Here is an 18,283-nt window from a genome sequence, read left to right as displayed (position 1 = left end):
ACGCCATGTGCGTCGTCTGCGGCTGCTCCAGCGGCCATTCCCACCACAGCCACTCACCGGCTCCGGCATCCAGTACCGATGCGCCGGGCGATATCGGTGGCGACCTGCACTACGGTCTTGGCACTGCCGGTGTATCGCTGCCCGGCGTGAGCCAGTCGCGCACCATTCAGATCGAGCAGGACGTCCTCGGCGAGAACGACCGCCATGCCGCGCGCAACCGCCAGAGCTTCGATAGTCACGGCCTGCTGGCGTTGAATCTGGTGTCCAGCCCCGGGTCAGGCAAGACCACCCTGCTTTGCGCCACCCTCGACGCCCTGAGGACGAAACGCCCGCGGCTGCCGCTGGCGGTGATCGAAGGTGACCAGCAGACCAGCAACGACGCCGAACGCATCCGCGCCACCGGCGTGCCGGCGATCCAGGTCAATACCGGCAAGGGCTGCCACCTCGATGCGCGGATGGTCGCCGAGGCCTACGCGCGGCTGCCGCTGCACGATGCCATGCACGCACAGGGGCATGGGCATGCCTCATCGCTGTTGGCGCCCGCTACGGGAGGGCTGGACGCCGGCACGCTGCGCCCGTTCAATCCCCGCGCACCAGCGGGCATCCTGTTCATCGAAAACGTCGGCAACCTGGTCTGCCCGGCCCTGTGGGACCTGGGCGAAGCGGCCAAGGTCGTGATTCTTTCGGTCACCGAAGGCGAAGACAAACCGCTGAAGTACCCGGACATGTTCGCCGCCGCCGGCCTGATGCTGCTGACCAAGACTGATTTGCTGCCGCACCTGGACTTCGACGTGCAGCGCTGCCTGGAGTACGCCCATCGGGTCAACCCCGGCCTGCGCGTGATTCAGCTCAGCGCCCGCGACGGCAGTGGCATGCAGGCGTGGCTGGACTGGTTGCTTGGCGGCGCGCGCGATGTCGATGAGCCAACCGCGCGGATTGCTGCGCGGCAAGCCGAGCTGGGGCAACGCAAGGCCCATCATGACTGAACTGACAATCCAGAACCTGCCCGACGCAGCGATCTGGCCACCGGTGCTAGCCTGCGGTGCCTGGCTGAAGAACAGCGCCTGCCTGTTACAAGGGGACCAGGCCATCTGGTCGCCGGTGCACGGCGACCTCGCTGACGCGGACAACTGCCTGGCACTGGAACGCTCACTGGAGCAATTGCTCGCACGAGCCGAGGAAATGCCACGCGTCATCGCCCATGACCTGCATCCTGACTTCCACAGCACCCGGCTGGCGGTCGACACGGCAGCGCACCTGGGCATTCAGGCCCTGGGCGTACAGCACCATCACGCACACATCGCCGCACTGCAGGCCGAACACGGCTTGCAGGGGCCGGCGCTGGGCCTGGCCCTGGACGGCGTGGGCCTGGGCACCGACGGCAACGCCTGGGGTGGTGAACTGCTCTGGATCGACCGCGGAGCCTGGCGCCGCCTCGGCGCGCTGCTGCCGCTGCCCCTGCCGGGAGGCGATATCGCCGCTCGCGAACCATGGCGCCTGCTGGCTGCCGCGCTGCACCTGCTCGGGCGCAGCGAGGAGATCGGCATGCGCCTGGCACCGCTGGTGGGTGCGTCCGCCGCTGCTACCGTGGGCCGGATGCTCGAACGCCAGCTCAACTGCCCGACCAGCAGCGGTGCCGGACGCTGGTTCGACGCCGCCGCCGGTATTCTTGGGCTGAGTGTGCGCCAGGCGTTCGAAGCCGAGGCTGCGATCGCCCTGGAACAGCGCGCCACCCACTTCCTGAGCCAGCACCCAGCACCCAGCGTCACCGGGCTCTGGCAATTGCGCCATGACGGACGGCTGGACCTGCTGCCGCTGCTGGCGCGGCTGTTTGAACTGGCCGATCACGGACGCGCAGACGAAGGCGCCGCCCTCTTCCACATGGCCCTCGCGGCCGCCCTGGCCGACTGGGTAGCGCAGCAGCCCATGCAGCTGCCTGTGCTGCTGGGGGGCGGTTGCTTTGCCAATCGCCTGCTGAGTGCACAATTGAGCAGCTTGCTGTCCCGGCAAGGACGGCACGTATTCAGCGCACAAACCGTTTCCTGCGGCGATGCAGGCCTGGCCCTGGGCCAGGCCTGGGTCGCTGCGCAATGGGCCGACCAGGCCTGTCAGGCGGCGCTGCCGCTGGAGGATATTCCCCCATGTGCCTAGCCATCCCCGCCCGCGTGGTTGAGCTGCGCGACAACGACCAGGCGCTGGTCGATCTCGGCGGCATTCGCAAGGAAATCTCGCTGGCGCTGGTCGACGGCGCACAACTGGGCGACTACGTGATTGTCCACGTCGGCTACGCCCTCGGGCTGATCGACCCGGAGGAAGCACAGCGTACCCTGGAGATGTTCAAGGCGCTTGGCCAGGCCCAGGAGCTGGAGCCATGAAGTACATCGATGAATACCGTGACGGCGAACTCGCCCGGCAGATTGCCGAGCGCATCCGTGCAGCAGCACGGCCCGAGCGGGAATACCGCTTCATGGAGTTCTGCGGCGGACATACCCACGCCATCTCCCGCTATGGCATAAGCGACCTGCTGCCGGCCAATGTGCGGATGATCCACGGCCCCGGCTGCCCGGTCTGCGTGCTGCCCATCGGGCGCATCGATCTCGCCATCCGCCTGGCCCTGGAGCAACAGGTGATCCTCTGCAGCTATGGCGACACCCTGCGCGTGCCGGCATCCAACGGCCTCTCGCTGTTGCGCGCCAAGGCGCGTGGCGCGGACATCCGCATGATCTACTCGCCGCAGGACGCGCTGAAGATCGCCCAGGCCAACCCTGGCCGCGAGGTGGTGTTCTTCGCCGTCGGCTTCGAGACCACCACGCCGCCCACCGCCCTGGTGATCCGCGAGGCCGCGCGGCGCGGGGTGGATAATTTCAGTGTGCTCTGTTGCCACGTACTCACGCCGCCGGCCATCAGCCACATCCTCGACACACCGGTTGACGAAGCGGTACCGCTGGATGGCTTCATCGGGCCGGCCCACGTCAGCGTGGTCATCGGCGCGGCCGCCTACGCCGACTTCGCCCGGCGCTACCACAAGCCGGTGGTGATCGCCGGCTTCGAGCCGCTGGACGTACTGCAGTCGATCCTCATGCTGGTGCAGCAGGTCAACGAAGGTCGCGCCGAGGTGCAGAACGAATTCATCCGCGCCGTCAGCGACGAAGGCAGCCGGCCAATGCAGGCGCTGATGGAGGAGGTTTTCGAGCTGCGTGACTGCTTCGAATGGCGCGGCCTGGGCGAAATGCAAGCCAGCGCGCGGCGCATCCGTCCGGCCTTTGCCCGCCATGACGCCGAAGCACGCTTCGCATTGCGCTACCAGTCGGTATCGGACCACAAGGCCTGCGAGTGCGGGCCAATCCTGCGCGGGCAGAAACGCCCCACCGACTGCCGCCTGTTCGGCACCGTCTGCACGCCGGAGAACCCGATCGGCTCGTGCATGGTTTCCAATGAAGGCGCCTGCGCGGCGCACTATGCCTATGGGCGCTACAAGGACATCGAGGCAATCAGCCTATGACTACCCCCTCCCCCGTGAAGCGCGGCTACGTGCGCCCACTGAACCTGCGCGACGGCCGCATCGAGATGGCCCACGGCTCAGGTGGCCGCGCCTCGGCGCAACTGATCGAGGAAGTCTTCCTGCGCGCCTTCGACAATCCCTGGCTCCGCCAGGGCAACGATGGGGCGACACTGGCTACGGTGTTGGGCGCGGGTGAGCGGCTGGTGATGGCCACCGATGCCCACGTGATCTCGCCGCTGTTCTTCCCCGGAGGCGACATCGGCAGCCTGTCGGTGCACGGCACGCTGAACGACGTGGCCATGAGTGGCGCCCGGCCGCTGTACCTGTCGGCCAGTTTCATCCTCGAGGAAGGCTTCCCGCTTGCCGACCTCAAGCGCATTGCCGACTCCATGGGGCGCGCTGCGCAGGAGGCCGGCGTCGCCATCGTCACTGGCGATACCAAGGTGGTCGAGCGTGGCAAGGGCGATGGAGTGTTCATCAGCACCACCGGGGTCGGCGTGGTGGCCGCCGGCATCGATACCAGCGGCAACCGCGCGCGCCCCGGCGATGTGATCCTCGTATCCGGCTGCATCGGCGAGCACGGTGTGGCGATCCTCTCGCAGCGCGAATCCCTGGAGTTCGAGACACAGATACGGTCCGACAGCGCCGCCCTGCACGGCCTGGTGACGGACATGCTGGAAGCCGTACCGGGCGTACGCGTATTGCGCGACCCCACTCGCGGCGGGCTGGCGACGACGCTCAACGAGATCGCCGGCCAATCCGACGTGGGCATGCTCCTCGATGAAGCCGCCATCCCGGTGCAGCCGCAGGTGGAGGCCGCCTGCGAATTGCTCGGGCTCGATCCGCTGTACGTCGCCAACGAAGGCAAGCTGGTGGCGATCTGCGACGCGCGCGACGCCGACACCCTGCTGCAAGTGATGCACGCCCATCCGCTGGGCGCACAGGCGGCGCGGATCGGCAGCGTCATCGAGGACAGCCACGGCTTCGTGCAGATGCAGACCCGCTTCGGTGGCCGACGCATCGTCGACTGGCTGGCGGGTGAGCAGCTGCCACGGATCTGCTAGCGAAAGCGGCACCACCTCAGCCTGGCGCACCCGCTGGAACGGCCCCGCTTTTGGGGCGCCCTCGGCAGGAAGCAGGACAGGAAGCGGAAGTCCTCGGATACAGGCTTCCAAAACAAAAGGCCCCTTGCGGGGCCTTTGTCGTTTGCGCGCTTAGCGCGATGCCTTGCGACGCAGCGCGGAGGGGCTGAAGTTGGAGTCGTCCGGGGCCGGCTGGCTGAAGTCGGCGGTGCCAGGCTCCTCGTTGTCCAGCCACTGGATGCTGTAGCGGTGGGCCTGGAGGTCATGGAAGGTGTCCAGGGCGGTCCACACCATCGGCTGCTCGTAGAAGCTCTTCAGGTAGGCCAGCGACACGCGCCACAGCTCGCCGCGGCCGTCGTACTGGTCCACTACGGCAGCGCCCCAGCTGTCCTCGTCGAGGTAGAGGGTGCGGCGCGAGTAGATGTGCCGCGCGCCAGGCTTCAGCTTGCCGTCCACTACCCATACGCGGTGCAGTTCGTAGCGGGTGTACTTGGGATTGACGTGGCCCGCGGTGAGCAGGTCCTTGTACTTAACCTCCGGACTGGTGATCTGGTAGTTGTTGTAGGGGATGTAGATTTCCTTCTTGCCCACCAGGGTCCAGTCGTAGCGGTCCGGCGCGCCGTTGTACATGTCGGTATCGTCGGCGGTGCGCAGGCCATCGGAGTCTTCGATGGGGGTGTCGTAGGCCAGCGTCGGAGCGCGGCGCACGCGGCGCTGGCCAGGGTTGTAGCCCCATGCCTGGCGCGGTTCCTTGACTTGGTCAAGGGTCTCCTGGACCAGTGCGCCGTTACCGGCCAGGCGAGCCGGCGCGGTGGTGAAGGTCATGTAGTAGAACAGCGTGTTGCCGAGCTTGTCGTAACTGCCCTTGGGGTCGTAGAAGCGGAACAGCGCCTCGTCCTGGGAGGTCACCAGCGAGTAGGCGCCATTGCGCTGCACGCCAGCCTGGGACGAGCGCCGCACGATGTAGGTGCCACGGTAGCGGGCGATGTGGTTCCACACCGCTTCCACGCCGCTCTGCGGAATCGGGAACGGCACGCCGCCGTACGCGTCGGAGAAACCGTTGCCGCCTTCCACCAGCTTGGCGCTGGTCGCGTTCTTGTAGATGTTGTCGTAGACCCACTGCGGCGCCGAGCCGGTGCGGTGGGTCTCGTAGACCGGCATCTGGTAGGTGTCCGGGTAGGCGTTGAACAGCGCGATCTGCCCCGCGGTCAGGTTGGCCTTGTACTGGTCAAGGTTGGCCTTGGTGATGACGAACTTGGGCTTCTCGCCAGCGAAGGGATCGACGTGGTGCGAGCCCGGCCCCTTGTAGCCGGCGGGTGCCGAGGTCAGGCCACCGCTCCAGGCGGGAATGCTGCCAGCGGCGTTGCCGGCCTTCTCCGCGCCCATGGGCGTCAGGCTGCTCTTCAGCTGGGCGGCCTGGTCGGCCGAGACGGCAGCACGCGCATCGGTGACGGCGAGGGCCGTCAGCGTGGCAAGGACGATCAGGGAACTCTTCTTGTACATGGTCCTCTCCGGATCAGAACGAGTATTTCGCGGTGATCGAGACGTTGTCGCGGTCGCGCATGGAGTTGCTGGAGCCGGCGCCGTAGTAGTTGGTGTACTGGGTGCCGACCTCGAAGGTGTTCAGGTAGCTGGCGTCGATGCCGAGGGTGTAGGCCTTGCGTCCCTCGATGAAGTTGCCGGTGCGATCGGAGTTGCCGCTGAAGTCGTCCTGGTAGACGACGTAGGGCGAAAGCTTCACCCCAGCGTAGACGTCGTTCCAGCTACCGGTGAGCAGCAGGGTGTAGCCATAGCTGTCGCGGCTGATCTGCACGTCGTCGTCGTTGCCGCCGACGTAGGCCTTGTCCTGGGCACCGACGAACTTGCGCTCGGTGCCGTCCCAGGCGGTGTACTTCAGGCTGCTGCCACGGATGTGCTCGGAGGCGAGCTCCGCCACGCCGGTCATGGAGTCGAAGGTCAGGTGTGGGCCGAAGTTGTAGATGGTCGACAGCGAGATGTTGTAGGTCTCGGCGCGTTCATAGTTCTCGAACAGGCTGCCGCGGCACAGCTGCTTGCCCGCCACTTCGGCGCAGGCCTGGCCGGCCGCGACGTTGCCGTCGTAGAGGTTGGTCTGGCCCAGCACGCCCTGGGTCAGCAGGTCGCCGAGCAGGTCGTCGGTGGCGGAAATGCTGATGGGCATGTTCGGCCGGTAGGCGATCTCGCCGGATACCGAGGCATCGCCCAGGGTGGTGTTGAAGCTGAAGCCGTACATGCGGATGTCTTCGACATAGTCACGGCGGGCTTCGGCGTTGCTCGCCATGTCCAGCGTGGCCAGGCCCGGTACGGCCTCGCCCAGGCCCAGCGGGCCGAGCAGACTGTTCAACGCGTCGACATCAACACCCTGGTAGTTGCGCAGATCGACCGCGACCTGCGGCTCCTTGGCGTGGTAGTTGACGAAGTAGAAGCCGAACTCGGTGGAGTTGAGCTCCTCGGCGATGTAGCGGAACGCCACGCCGAACTGACCGTTGTCGCGCGCCTCGATGTCCTTGCCGATGTTGGCCACCTTGAAGGTGCCGGTGTTCGGATCGAGGAAGGCGTTCGGCCCGTGCGGGCCGTTGCCCAGCAGGCCGAGGGAGGCGACCGTCGGGTAGCCGGCCAGCAGCTCCTTGATAAGCGGGTCGGTTTCGGTGGTGTAGGCGGTTTCGCCACCATCGCTGAACAGGTCGGTATCGGAGAAGTAGGTACCGACCGAGTCGAGGCGGGTTTCCTTCCACTTCCACTGGTAGAAGGCTTCCATGGACAGGTCGTCGGTCAGGCCGAGGTTGAAGCTCAGGGCCTCCACCGGCACCAGCACTTCCTTGAGTTCGGAACCCGGCAGGTGGAAGCGTGCGGCGTCGACCGGGTTGATGGTGTTGACCCCGCCACGGTAGAACACGCCCTCGCCCCAGTTCAGTACCTGGCGGCCGACGCGGCCGGTCAGCGGGTGCTCGTCGACATCCCAGCTACCGGACAGGTAGGCATCCAGCAGCTCGGCCTTGCGGCCGGCGATATGGCGGGTGTCGTCGGTGAAGTGGTCGTCCTGCGGGTACGACTGACTGGGACGCTCCACGCCATTGGTGGTGTCATAGTAGTCGTTGCGCTTGTCCATGATCTGCGTGTCGTAATACGCGGTGCCACGCATGAACAGGCCATAGTTCTGGTACTTGGCCGAGAGGTCGGAAGTCAGTTTGAAGACCTGGGAAACCAGGCCGGTATCGAAGTTGCGGTTGCCGTCGTCGGCGTTGATGTCGCTGATGTTGCTCTTGTCGCGGCCCTGCACGCGCCACATGGCGCCGTAGGACAGCGTACTGTCCAGCGAACCGGTGATCTCGTTGTCGGCCAGCTTGAACTCCAGGGCCTGGGCCGAGCCCGCCACCAACAGCGGCAAGAGTCCCATCACCGCCCCCGCCCGCCGCGGCGCCCAGAAAATGGACGAGCGCGCACCCAATCGACTGTTCATAGACAGCATTACCTCCATGGCCAAGATTTATCGCCCCGGTCATTGCGGCCGGCGCTGTTCTTATTCGTTTCTCGGCTGCCGCCAGCCTCGGACAAAACCGGGCCAACGTGCAGTAACACTCCTGCCAGAGCGCTTGCGGGCGCCATGGCCCCCTCTCCTCTTCTGCTTGCACGCTGGAGTTGGGACTATCGTGCAGGCAAAGTAACAAACTGTTTCCCCTCTGCCAATGGAAAGGATGTAATCCATCTCTTTCAACAGGAAAAGAAAAGCCCGGCACATGGCCGGGCTTTTTCTTACAGCGTGACCTACTCGACGGTGAAGGTCTTTTCTGCCAGCAGGCGATCGCCCTGGAACACTATGAAGCGCCACTGGCCCTGCACCACCTCGTGGTTCTCGGTGAACTGGTAGGCCATCACGTCGGTGGGCGCGCCCACGACCAGCTTCTGCACCACTTCGAACTTGTCGTGGCGCTGGCCATCGGGGCTGACCACACCGGGGGTGAAGTACAGCAGCGTCAGCGGAGTATCGCCCTCGACCTTGCCACTGAGCTGGTAGCGCAGGCCGAACTTGGTGCCCAGCTTGGCCGGCACGCGGGTGGTGGACTCGAGCTCCTGCTCGCTGCGCGTCAGCACGCGCTCGCCCGGCTGGTAATCCTTGTAGTTGCTGACGAAGACGCCGTACTCGACCGGGCCGTTGACGCGCACCTCGGCAAAGGCCGTGGATGCGAAAGCGGAAGCCAGGGAGAGAGCCAGGACTGCTGGCAGGCGGGAAATGGGCATGTCGCGCTCCTTGTTGGGGTCCGCGCGAGGCTATGACATCGCCGTGACAGCCTGATGACAGCTTGACGCCTCGCGGGTCGGCACGGCGCCAAGCGTCTATCATGCGTGGATCGGACCACTGGACACCATCATGAGCGACAGCCTGCTAGCCATCCGCCCGCGCGCCGAAGACGTCGAGGGCGTGCCCATCCTGCGGCCCCTGCCGTCCGCACAGCGGCGCAGCATCGGCCCCTTCGTGTTCTTCGACCACATGCTCGAAAGCAGCTTTGCGCCCGAGCATGGCATGGACATCCGCCAGCACCCGCACATCGGCCTGTCCACCCTCACCTACCTGTTCGAGGGCCAGGTGCAGCACAAGGACAGCCTCGGCTCGGACCAGCGGGTACTGCCCGGCGACGTCAGCTGGATGACCGCCGGCCGCGGCGTCGCCCACGTCGAGCGAACCCCCGCCGACCTGCTGCACAGCGGCTCGCGCCTGCACGGCCTGCAGGTCTGGCTGGCTCTGCCGCGCGAGCTCGAAGGTTGCGAGCCCAGCTACAGCCACCACGCCAGCGCCAGCCTGCCGGAAAGCGATCACCTGGGCGTGCGCATCCGCATGATCGCCGGCACCGGCTTCTGCCTCGAGTCACCGGTGCCTGTGCGCTCCAGAACGCTTTACGCCGACCTGCAACTCAGTGCTGGCGCGACCCTGGTGATACCCGACGAACACCCCGAACGGGCGCTCTACCTCATCGAGGGAGAGGCCCTCCTGGACAACGAGCCCGTGTCACCGCACGAGCTGGTGGTGCTGCCCGAAGGTGAAACCTTCACCCTCAGTGCCTGCGGCGACTGCCATGCCGTGATCATCGGCGGCGAGCCGCTGGATGGCCCGCGGCGGATGAACTGGAACTTCGTCGCCAGCGACCCGGCGCTGATCGACAGCGCTCGTGCCCGTTGGGCCGCCCACGACTGGCCAACGGTGCCAGGTGAGCAGGAACGCATCGAGTTGCCGCGCTAGCCATATAGAGAAACCGATCGGAAATCGCCGCCGCGCTGTCGAACACCGACGAATGCTTGAGGACTCGCGCGACGGCCTGCCGTAGCATCGCGCGCCCTGAACCCTTGCCACCGGCAAGCCCGCCACTTCTCGCCCGAGGAGTCCGTGATGGACCAGTCGACCGCCCAACGCCACACCAGCGCCCTCACCGTGCTGACCCTGCTGTTCTTCATGTGGGGCCTGATCACTTCGCTGAACGACATCCTCGTGCCGCACCTCAAGGCCGTCTTCACGCTGTCCTACGTGGAGGCCTCGCTGGTGCAGTTCTGCTTCTTCGGCGCCTACTTCATCATGTCCTTCCCCGCCGGGCGGCTGGTGGAGAAGGTCGGCTACAAGAGCGGGATCATCGTCGGCCTGGCCACCGCCGGCATCGGCTGCCTGCTGTTCTACCCGGCGGCCGGCTCGCAGTCCTACCCGTTCTTCCTCGCCGCGCTGTTCATCCTCGCCTCGGGCATCACCCTGCTGCAGGTCGCGGCCAACCCCTACGTGAATGTGCTCGGCCCCGCCGCCACCGCGGCCAGCCGGCTGAACCTGACCCAGGCATTCAACTCCCTGGGCACCACGGTCGGCCCGCTGGTGGGCTCGGTGACCATCCTCGCCATCGGTGCCGGTGCCGCTTCGCAGATCGGCGGCTCCGCCGCCAGTGAAGCCGACTCGGTGAAGACGCCCTACCTGGTGCTGGCCGGGTTGCTGTTCGCCATCGCCGTGCTGATCGCCCTGTTCCGCCTGCCGAAGATCCACCACGGCGAACCGACCGATGGCGTGGCAGGCCGCCAGTCGATCTTCGCCCACCGCCACCTGATTTTCGGGGTGATCGCGATCTTCTGCTACGTCGGCGCCGAAGTCTCCATCGGCAGCTACCTGGTGAGCCTGATGGGCCAGCCGGACATCGCCGGGCTGCCGGCGGAGCAGGCCGGCAAGTACCTGTCGTTCTACTGGGGTGGCGCCATGGTCGGTCGCTTCATCGGTAGCGCCCTGATGCGCACCATCGCGCCGAATCGCCTGCTGGCCTTCAACGCCGTGGCCATCGCGGTGCTGATCGGCATAGCGCTGACCCTGGGCGGGCACGTGGCGATGTGGGCGCTGATCCTGATCGGCCTGTTCAACTCGATCATGTTCCCGACCATCTTCTCTCTCGCCCTGGAGGGCCTGGGCAACCTCACCAGCAAAGGTTCCGGCCTGCTCTGCATGGCCATCGTCGGCGGCGCGGTGATGCCGCTGGTGCAGGCCTTCTTCGCCGACCGCATCGGCCTGCTGCCCTCCTTCGCAGTCCCGCTGGTGTGCTACCTGTACATCATCTGGTTCGGCGCACGCGGTTATCGTGCCGACCAGTCTGCCAGGGCTCAGGCCGCCAGCGCCTGACGCTGACCTCCGAGGGGCGCCTGGTGTCTGCGCCCCTTTCACCTGATTCCTACAGACCTATCGGCCCGCGCACCCTGGCTGGCGTCAGCTCGCTCCCGAAGACTTCCTTCCTTTTCCCTCCGCCGACCCTCTCCGGCGCAAGGGACCGATTCCCCCGGAAGGAGCACACCCCGTGGCTGACCCCCTCTCGCTGGTCGTCAATGGCCAGCCCAGGCACCTCGCCGTGGCCGCCGATACGCCGCTGCTGTACGTCCTGCGCAACGACCTGCAGCTCAACGGCCCCAAGTTCGGCTGCGGCCTGGGCGAGTGCGGCGCCTGCACCGTCCATATCGACGGCATCGCCACCCGTTCCTGCATCACGCCGGTCTCCGCGGCTGTAGGACGCCAGGTCACCACCCTGGAAGGTCTCGGCACACTGGATGCCCCGCACCCGGTCCAGCAGGCCTTCATCGACGAGCAGGCGGCGCAGTGCGGCTACTGCAGCAACGGCATGATCATGACCAGCGCGGCCCTGCTCGCGCGCAACAGTTCGCCCAGCGACGAGGAGATCCGCCAGGAGCTGGCCTACAACCTGTGCCGCTGCGGTACCCATGTGCAGATCCTCAGTGCCGTACGCAAGGCCGCCGAGCGAATCGGCAACCGCGGCCAGGAAAACCCGGCATGAGCCTGCTCGGCCGCCGTGAGTTCCTGAAGGCCGGCGCGGCCCTGCTGGTCAGCACTCAGCTGCCTCGCCCGTTGCTGGCGCAAGGCGCCGACGGCGTGCTGCCCCTCGACGAGGTCGACAGCTTCATCGCCATCGCCGGCAACGGCACCATCACCGCTGCCTGCGGCCATGTCGACCTCGGCACCGGCATACGCACTGCCCTGACCCAGATAGTCGCCGAGGAGTTGAACGTCGACCTGGAGCAGATCACCCTGCTGCTGGGTGACACCCGCTACACGCCCGACCAGGGGCCGACCATCGCCAGTTCGACCCTCCAGGTCAGCGCCATTCCGCTGCGCCGGGCAGCGGCCGAGGCGCGGGAGTTCCTGATGCAGCGCGCGGCGCAGCACCTCAAGGTGGACATTCGCCAGCTCGACTGCGCCGGCGGGGCAATCTTCGTCAGGGGCAAACCCACGCGCGGCATCGGCTACGGCGAGCTGCTGCGGGGCGAGCGCTTCGAACTGAAGGTCGATGCCAGCGCGCCGCTCAAGGCCCACAGCGATTACCGCGTGGTCGGCCGCTCGGTGCCGCGCCTGGATATTCCGGCCAAGGTCACGGGCGGGCTGACCTACGTACACGACATGCGCCTGCCGGGCATGCTCCACGGCCGCGTGGTGCGCCCGCCCTACACCGGCGTGGATGCCAGCGCACCGCTGGGCAGGAGCCGGGTGGAGGCGGATGAGCAGTCCGTGGCCCACCTGCCCGGCTTTGTCCGGCTGGTAGTGATAGGTGACTTCATTGGCGTGGTAGCCGAGCGCGAAGAGCAGGCGATCCACATTGCCCACCAGTTGAAAGTACGCTGGAAGCACTGGAGCGGCCTGCCACCCCTGGGCCTGGACGAGCTGGAATCCACCCTGCGCGCCCACCCCAAGCAGCCACGCATGCTCCAGGACGACACACAGATGGACGCCGTGCTGGCGCAGCTCCACCGTCCCCTGCAGCGTACTTACGTCTGGCCCTATCAGCAGCACGCCTCCATCGGCCCATCCTGCGCGCTCGCGCATTTCGAGGATGGCCTGATGAAGGTCTGGTCGGGCAGCCAGAATCCCCATGACCTGCGCGCCGACCTGGTGACGTTGCTCGGCATGCAGCCTGAACAGGTCGAGGTCATCCGGATGGAAGCGTCGGGTTGCTATGGCCGCAACTGCGCCGACGACGTGAGCGCCGATGCCGCGCTGCTCGCCCTGGCCGTCGGCCGACCGGTGCGCGTGCAATTGATGCGCGAACAGGAACACGGCTGGGAGCCCAAGGGTTCGGCGCAACTGATCGATGTCCGCGGCGGGCTGGACGAAAACGGCGAAGTGGCGGCCTACGACTTCTCAACCTGCTATCCCTCCAATAACGCGGTCAACCTGGCCCTGCTGCTCACCTCGCGAGTGGACGCCAAGCCGCAGATCGCCCAGATGGGCGACCGCACCGCCGTCCCGCAATACGCCTTCGCGCACATGCGGGTGGTGTGCAACGACGCAGCCCCCATCGTTCGCGCCTCGTGGATGCGCGGCGTATCGGCTCTGCCCAACGTCTTCGCCCATGAGTCCTACATCGACGAACTGGCGCAGATGGCCAGCGCCGACCCCATCGAATTCCGCCTGCGCTACCTGCACGACGAACGTGCCATAGCGCTGATCAACGCGCTGGCCACCGCCGCCCAGTGGCAGCCGCGCGTCTCGCCCAACCCGCGGGCACGCCAGGGCAACCTGCTGGTCGGCCGCGGCTTCGCCTACGCGCGCTACTTCCACAGTGCCTTCCCGGGGTTCGGCGCGGCCTGGGCGGCGTGGATAGTCGACGTCGAGGTCGAGCCGCACACCGGCGCCGTCCGCGTGACCGAGGTCCACGTGGCGCAGGACTGCGGGCAGATGGTGAATCCCGACGGGGTGCGCCACCAGGTCCACGGCAACGTGATCCAGGCCACCAGTCGCGCACTGATGGAGCACGCGACCTTCGACCGCAGCGGTGTCACCAGCCTGGAATGGGGCGGCTACCCGATCCTCGGATTCCCCCAGGTGCCCAGGATCACCGCGCTGCTGCTCGACCGCCCCGGTACACCGCCGCTGGGGGCCGGCGAATCTGCCTCGGTACCCAGCGCAGCCGCCATCGCCAATGCCCTGCACGACGCGACCGGCGTGCGCTTCACCCGCCCGCCGTTCACGCCAGAACGGGTACTGGCCGCCCTGAACGAGAAACAACCCACATGAAAATCCATTCACTGGGCGTCATCGCAGCGCTGGCCGCATCAAGCCTGGTAGCGCTGGCCATTACCTGGAAAGGCAGCATTGCACCAGTCGACCCGCCGGCCGCCGCCAGCTTCGGTGCCGAGTCCATCGCCCGCGGGCAGAAACTGGCGGCCCTGGGCGACTGCGCCGTCTGCCACACCCGCGAAGGTGGCGCCCCGCTGAGCGGTGGCCGCGCCATGGCCACACCGTTCGGCACGCTCTACACCAGCAACCTCACCCCGGACCGCGATACCGGGCTGGGCAGTTGGTCCTTCGAGGCCTTCGAGCGAGCGATGCGCGAAGGTGTCTCGCGGGAGGGCGACTACCTCTACCCGGCCTTCCCCTACACCGCCTTCACCCGTATTGGCGATGAAGACCTGCGCGACCTCTACGCCTACCTGATGAGCCGGCCGCCGGTGCAGGCGCAGCCCAGGGACAACCGCCTGCGCTTCCCCTACAGCCAGCGCAGGCTGATGGCCACCTGGAACCTGCTGTATTTCGACCAGGGCCGCTTCCAGCCTCAGCCGCAGCGCGATGCGGCCTGGAACCGCGGCGCCTATCTGGTGGAGGGGCTGGGCCACTGCAGCGCCTGCCATTCACCGCGCAATGCACTGGGTGCCGAGCGTGCCGGCAAGCAACGCTTCACCGGTACGACAGTGGACGGCTGGCAGGCGCCCCCTCTCGACGGCAGCGGCCAGACGGCGATTCCCTGGACCCAGGCGACGTTGTACGACTATCTGCGCAACGGCTTCTCGCGCTACCACGGCGGCGCCGCCGGCCCGATGGCGCCGGTGGCCGCAGGCCTTGTGCAGCAGCCGGACGCGGACCTGCAAGCCATGGCGCGTTATCTGGCGTCCTTCCTGCCGGAGCAGGCGGGCGACTTCTCGCCGCAGAAGCAGGCCAGCGAGTTGGAAGAGCGCACCTACGGCACCCTGCAACCGGTCAGCGGTACTGGCGCCAGGCTGTTCAATGGCGCCTGCATGGCCTGCCACCATGACGGCGACAGCCCGAAGCTCAATGGCGTGCGGCCGTCACTGGCAGTGAGCAACAAACTCTATGCGGCCACACCGGACAATCTGCTGAGGGTGATCCTGGACGGCATCGGCGAACCCGCCCGACCAGAGCTGGGCTACATGCCGGCAATGCGTCACAGCCTCAACGACGAACAGATCGTCGCGCTGGCGCGTTTCCTGCGGGAGGACTTCGCCGGCCTGCCAGCCTGGCCTGACCTCGAGTTCAAGGTAGCCAAGCTGCGCTGAACCCGACATGGGGGAGCGGCGCAATGCCCTCCCCCGGATGCCGTCAGGCGCCGAAGCGCTCCTCCAGCAGGTCGAACATCGCGGCGAAGGCACGGCGCGCCACCTTGGCGTCGTACTGCATCTTGCCGGGAATCTGCGCGTGCGGGTCGGTGAAGGAATGCGCCGCTCCGCCGTAGCTGGTCAGGGTCCAGTCCACCCCGGCATCGATCATTTCCTTGGCGAAACCGCTGAGCTGCTCGCGCGGCACGAACGGGTCGACAGCGCCGTCGAGCACCAGCACTGCGCCCTGGATGTTCTTCGCATCGGCCGGGTTCGGCGTATCCAGGGTGCCGTGGAAGGACACCGCAGCCGCCAGCGGCGCGCCGTCACGGGCCAGCTCCAGGGAGCAGCAGCCGCCGAAGCAGAAGCCGAAGGTGGCCAGCTTTGCGGTATCCAGCGGGGCCTTGCCGGCCTGCTCCAGCAGGGTCTTCAGCGAAAGCTGCATGCGCTTGCGCAGCAGCGCGCGGTCGTTCTTCAGCGGCATCATGGCGGCGCCGGCCTGTTCCGGGCCATTGGGGCGCACGTCCTTGCCGTAAAGGTCGGCCACCAGCACCACATAGCCGCGCTCGGCGACCTTGCGGGCGATATCCACCGCGCCCTGGCTGACGCCCATCCAGTTCGGCGCCATCAGCAGGCCGGGACGCGGCGCGTTGCTGGCGGCATCGAATACCAGTTGGCCTTCGAAGGACACGCCATCGAGGCTGTAGGCGACAGGTTGCACGCTGATCTGGCTCATTCGGGTAGTCCCCTTTCGCTTGTCGGTGTAGTTGATCGAGTACTGGAAAAACACAAAGCCCGCCGAAGCGGGCTTTGGGCTGGTTCAGCTTAGGCGGAAAGTTCCACCAGCAGCTTGTTCAGGCGGCGCACATAAGCGGCCGGGTCCTTCAGGCTGTCCCCCGCGGCCAGGGCGGCCTGGTCGAAGAGGATGTGGGTCAGTTCGCCGAAGCGGTCTTCGTCGGCTTCCGCGTCGAGCTTCTCGATCAGCGGGTGGGCCGGGTTGAACTCGAAGATCGGCTTGGCTTCCGGCACCTTCTGCCCGCTGGCCTCGAGGATCTGGCGCATCTGCAGGCCCAGGTCCTGCTCGCCGATGGCGAGGATCGCCGGCGAGTCGGTCAGGCGGTGGGAAACACGCACCTCGGCGACTTCATCGCCCAGTGCGGCTTTCAGGCGCTCGGCCAGACCTTCCTTGGCCTTGGCGATCTCTTCCTGGGCCTTCTTGTCCTCTTCCGAGTCCAGGCTGCCCAGGTCCAGGTCGCCGCGTGCGACGTCGACCAGTTGCTTGCCGTCGAATTCCGGCAGGTAGCTCATCAGCCACTCGTCGATGCGGTCGGTGAGCAGCAGCACTTCGATGCCTTTCTTGCGGAAGACTTCCAGGTGCGGGCTGTTCTTCACCTGGGCGAAGCTCTCGCCGGTGAGGTAGTAGATCTTGTCCTGGCCTTCCTTCAGGCGGCCGATGTAGTCGGCCAGGGAAACGCTCTGCTCGCCGCTCTCGTCGCTGGTGGAAGAGAAGCGCAGCAGGCCGGCGATCTTGTCCTTGTTGGCGAAGTCCTCGGCGGGGCCTTCCTTCAGCACCTGGCCGAAGTTCTTCCAGAAGCCCTTGTAGGCCTCGGCGTCGTTGCTGGCGAGTTTTTCCAGCATGTCCAGGGAGCGCTTGGTCAGCGCGGACTTCATCGAATCGACAATGGGGCCGGACTGCAGGATTTCGCGGGAGACGTTCAGCGACAGGTCGTTGGAATCCACCACGCCCTTGATGAAGCGCAGGTACAGCGGCAGGAACTGGTCGGCCTGGTCCATGATGAACACGCGCTGCACGTAGAGCTTCAGGCCACGCGGCGCCTCGCGGTGGTACAGGTCGAACGGCGCGCGGGCCGGGACGTACAGCAGCGAGGTGTACTCGAGCTTGCCCTCGACCTTGTTGTGGCTCCAGGTCAGCGGGTTCTCGAAATCATGGGCGATGTGCTTGTAGAACTCCTGGTATTCCTCGTCCTTCACCTCGGTGCGCGGACGGGTCCACAGGGCGCTGGCACGGTTGACCACTTCCCATTCGGTTTCAGCCGGCTTGTCGGCCTCTTCCCCGTGGTGCTCCTTCGGCAACTCGATGGGCAGCGCGATGTGGTCGGAGTATTTCTTGATGATGTTGCGCAGGCGCCAGCCGTCGGCGAACTCGTCCTCGCCATCCTTCAGGTGCAGGACGATGCGAGTGCCGCGCTCGGCTTTCTCGATGGTGGCAACTTCGAACTCGCCCTCGCCCCTGGACGACCAGTGCACGCCTTCACTGGCCGGTGCACCGGCACGGCGGCTGAACACATCGACCTTGTCGGCGACGATGAAGGCACTGTAGAAGCCCACGCCGAACTGGCCGATCAGGTGGGAATCCTTCTTCTGGTCACCGGAGAGGTTCTTCAGGAAGTCGGCGGTACCGGACTTGGCGATGGTGCCCAGGTGCGCGATGACTTCCTCGCGGCTCATGCCGATGCCGTTGTCTTCGAGGGTGACGGTCTTGGCGTCCTTGTCGAAGCTCACACGGATCTTCAGCTCGGCGCCGCCTTCGAGCAGCTCAGGCTTGGCCAGGGCCTCGAAACGCAGCTTGTCGGCCGCGTCGGAGGCGTTGGAAATCAGTTCGCGAAGGAAGATTTCCTTGTTCGAATACAGGGAGTGAATCATCAGGTGAAGCAGCTGCTTCACTTCGGTCTGGAAGCCCAGTGTTTCTTTTTGAGTCTCCGCGCTCATCGTTTCTCGCTCCGAGGGTGACAAATGCCGCGTCGTGCGGCCGATGTCAGCGAGATGGGGGCTTCCCGAACCAATTCAAGGGGTTGGAGAAAATTCGCCG

15 protein-coding genes are annotated in these 18,283 nt (G+C 66.3%); 10 read left to right on the top strand and 5 right to left on the bottom strand.

The genetic code is table 11. The features are described from left to right. Positions 1-5: 5 nt before the first annotated feature. From hypB to hypE, 5 genes are read left to right on the top strand one after another with little or no spacing between them, the layout of a single operon-like run. Positions 6-986: a hydrogenase nickel incorporation protein HypB gene (gene hypB / locus RS899_RS08670; protein ID WP_315809633.1), complete on the top strand. Its 981-nt coding sequence runs from the start codon at positions 6-8 to the stop codon at positions 984-986. Beyond that, positions 979-2,151, top strand: coding sequence for a carbamoyltransferase HypF (locus RS899_RS08665; protein WP_315809632.1), 1,173 nt, complete (start codon positions 979-981; stop codon positions 2,149-2,151). The genes hypB and RS899_RS08665 overlap by 8 nt, the downstream gene beginning before the upstream one ends. Next, the gene (locus RS899_RS08660; RefSeq protein WP_233298825.1) at positions 2,142-2,375 is read left to right on the top strand and encodes a HypC/HybG/HupF family hydrogenase formation chaperone; all 234 of its coding nucleotides are present in this window, start codon (positions 2,142-2,144) and stop codon (positions 2,373-2,375) included. The genes RS899_RS08665 and RS899_RS08660 overlap by 10 nt, the downstream gene beginning before the upstream one ends. Further along, on the top strand, positions 2,372-3,502 hold the full coding sequence (gene hypD, locus RS899_RS08655) for a hydrogenase formation protein HypD (RefSeq protein ID WP_315809631.1): 1,131 nt from the start codon (positions 2,372-2,374) through the stop codon (positions 3,500-3,502). Before RS899_RS08660 ends, hypD begins: the two co-directional genes overlap by 4 nt. Positions 3,503-3,531: 29 nt before the next feature. After that, positions 3,532-4,566, top strand: a complete 1,035-nt coding sequence (gene hypE / locus RS899_RS08650; RefSeq protein WP_315810415.1) for a hydrogenase expression/formation protein HypE — start codon at positions 3,532-3,534, stop codon at positions 4,564-4,566. Positions 4,567-4,716: 150 nt separating this feature from the next. On the opposite strand, the gene RS899_RS08645 is transcribed toward hypE, so the two are convergent. The 3 genes from RS899_RS08645 to RS899_RS08635 form a co-directional block, all read right to left on the bottom strand. Next, a complete protein-coding gene (locus RS899_RS08645; protein WP_054909586.1) occupies positions 4,717-6,087 on the bottom strand; it encodes a DUF1329 domain-containing protein in 1,371 nt (456 codons plus the stop codon). 13 nt (positions 6,088-6,100) lie between these two features. Further along, a complete protein-coding gene (locus RS899_RS08640; RefSeq protein WP_233298829.1) occupies positions 6,101-8,062 on the bottom strand; it encodes a DUF1302 domain-containing protein in 1,962 nt (653 codons plus the stop codon). A 305-nt stretch (positions 8,063-8,367) separates the two neighbouring features. Next, positions 8,368-8,841: a DUF3859 domain-containing protein gene (locus RS899_RS08635; protein ID WP_315809630.1), complete on the bottom strand. Its 474-nt coding sequence runs from the start codon at positions 8,839-8,841 to the stop codon at positions 8,368-8,370. 130 nt (positions 8,842-8,971) lie between these two features. Between RS899_RS08635 and RS899_RS08630 the strand changes: the two genes are divergently transcribed. From RS899_RS08630 to RS899_RS08610, 5 genes are all read left to right on the top strand, one after another. Next, a complete protein-coding gene (locus tag RS899_RS08630) occupies positions 8,972-9,838 on the top strand; it encodes a pirin family protein (protein ID WP_233298830.1) in 867 nt (288 codons plus the stop codon). A 147-nt stretch (positions 9,839-9,985) separates the two neighbouring features. Continuing rightward, on the top strand, positions 9,986-11,239 hold the full coding sequence (locus RS899_RS08625) for a sugar MFS transporter (protein ID WP_233298831.1): 1,254 nt from the start codon (positions 9,986-9,988) through the stop codon (positions 11,237-11,239). A 172-nt stretch (positions 11,240-11,411) separates the two neighbouring features. Further along, positions 11,412-11,903: a (2Fe-2S)-binding protein gene (locus RS899_RS08620; RefSeq protein WP_315809629.1), complete on the top strand. Its 492-nt coding sequence runs from the start codon at positions 11,412-11,414 to the stop codon at positions 11,901-11,903. Next, positions 11,900-14,137: a xanthine dehydrogenase family protein molybdopterin-binding subunit gene (locus RS899_RS08615; protein ID WP_315809628.1), complete on the top strand. Its 2,238-nt coding sequence runs from the start codon at positions 11,900-11,902 to the stop codon at positions 14,135-14,137. Before RS899_RS08620 ends, RS899_RS08615 begins: the two co-directional genes overlap by 4 nt. Continuing rightward, positions 14,134-15,414, top strand: a complete 1,281-nt coding sequence (locus RS899_RS08610; protein ID WP_315809627.1) for a cytochrome c — start codon at positions 14,134-14,136, stop codon at positions 15,412-15,414. Before RS899_RS08615 ends, RS899_RS08610 begins: the two co-directional genes overlap by 4 nt. Positions 15,415-15,457: 43 nt before the next feature. On the opposite strand, the gene RS899_RS08605 is transcribed toward RS899_RS08610, so the two are convergent. Both RS899_RS08605 and htpG read right to left on the bottom strand, forming a co-directional pair. Further along, positions 15,458-16,189 (bottom strand): dienelactone hydrolase family protein, encoded by a 732-nt coding sequence (locus tag RS899_RS08605; protein WP_233298835.1) that lies wholly within the window; start codon positions 16,187-16,189, stop codon positions 15,458-15,460. Between the two features lie 89 nt (positions 16,190-16,278). Beyond that, positions 16,279-18,183, bottom strand: coding sequence for a molecular chaperone HtpG (gene htpG / locus RS899_RS08600; RefSeq protein ID WP_054909595.1), 1,905 nt, complete (start codon positions 18,181-18,183; stop codon positions 16,279-16,281). Positions 18,184-18,283: the final 100 nt, after the last annotated feature.

Origin of the sequence: Pseudomonas sp. C9-3, from assembly GCF_032392015.1 — a bacterium.
Lineage (GTDB): Bacteria > Pseudomonadota > Gammaproteobacteria > Pseudomonadales > Pseudomonadaceae > Pseudomonas > Pseudomonas nitroreducens.
This window is presented reverse-complemented; position numbering and strand designations above follow the sequence as displayed.

Coding starts and splice junctions, on each gene's coding strand:
- RS899_RS08605 (WP_233298835.1), bottom strand. CDS start 16,189: ATGAGCCAGATCAGCGTGCAACCTGTCGCCTACAGCCTCGATGGCGTG.
- RS899_RS08625 (WP_233298831.1), top strand. CDS start 9,986: ATGGACCAGTCGACCGCCCAACGCCACACCAGCGCCCTCACCGTGCTG.
- RS899_RS08660 (WP_233298825.1), top strand. CDS start 2,142: ATGTGCCTAGCCATCCCCGCCCGCGTGGTTGAGCTGCGCGACAACGAC.
- RS899_RS08615 (WP_315809628.1), top strand. CDS start 11,900: ATGAGCCTGCTCGGCCGCCGTGAGTTCCTGAAGGCCGGCGCGGCCCTG.
- hypB (WP_315809633.1), top strand. CDS start 6: ATGTGCGTCGTCTGCGGCTGCTCCAGCGGCCATTCCCACCACAGCCAC.
- RS899_RS08665 (WP_315809632.1), top strand. CDS start 979: ATGACTGAACTGACAATCCAGAACCTGCCCGACGCAGCGATCTGGCCA.
- RS899_RS08640 (WP_233298829.1), bottom strand. CDS start 8,062: ATGAACAGTCGATTGGGTGCGCGCTCGTCCATTTTCTGGGCGCCGCGG.
- RS899_RS08635 (WP_315809630.1), bottom strand. CDS start 8,841: ATGCCCATTTCCCGCCTGCCAGCAGTCCTGGCTCTCTCCCTGGCTTCC.
- RS899_RS08645 (WP_054909586.1), bottom strand. CDS start 6,087: ATGTACAAGAAGAGTTCCCTGATCGTCCTTGCCACGCTGACGGCCCTC.
- RS899_RS08630 (WP_233298830.1), top strand. CDS start 8,972: ATGAGCGACAGCCTGCTAGCCATCCGCCCGCGCGCCGAAGACGTCGAG.
- hypD (WP_315809631.1), top strand. CDS start 2,372: ATGAAGTACATCGATGAATACCGTGACGGCGAACTCGCCCGGCAGATT.
- htpG (WP_054909595.1), bottom strand. CDS start 18,183: ATGAGCGCGGAGACTCAAAAAGAAACACTGGGCTTCCAGACCGAAGTG.
- RS899_RS08610 (WP_315809627.1), top strand. CDS start 14,134: ATGAAAATCCATTCACTGGGCGTCATCGCAGCGCTGGCCGCATCAAGC.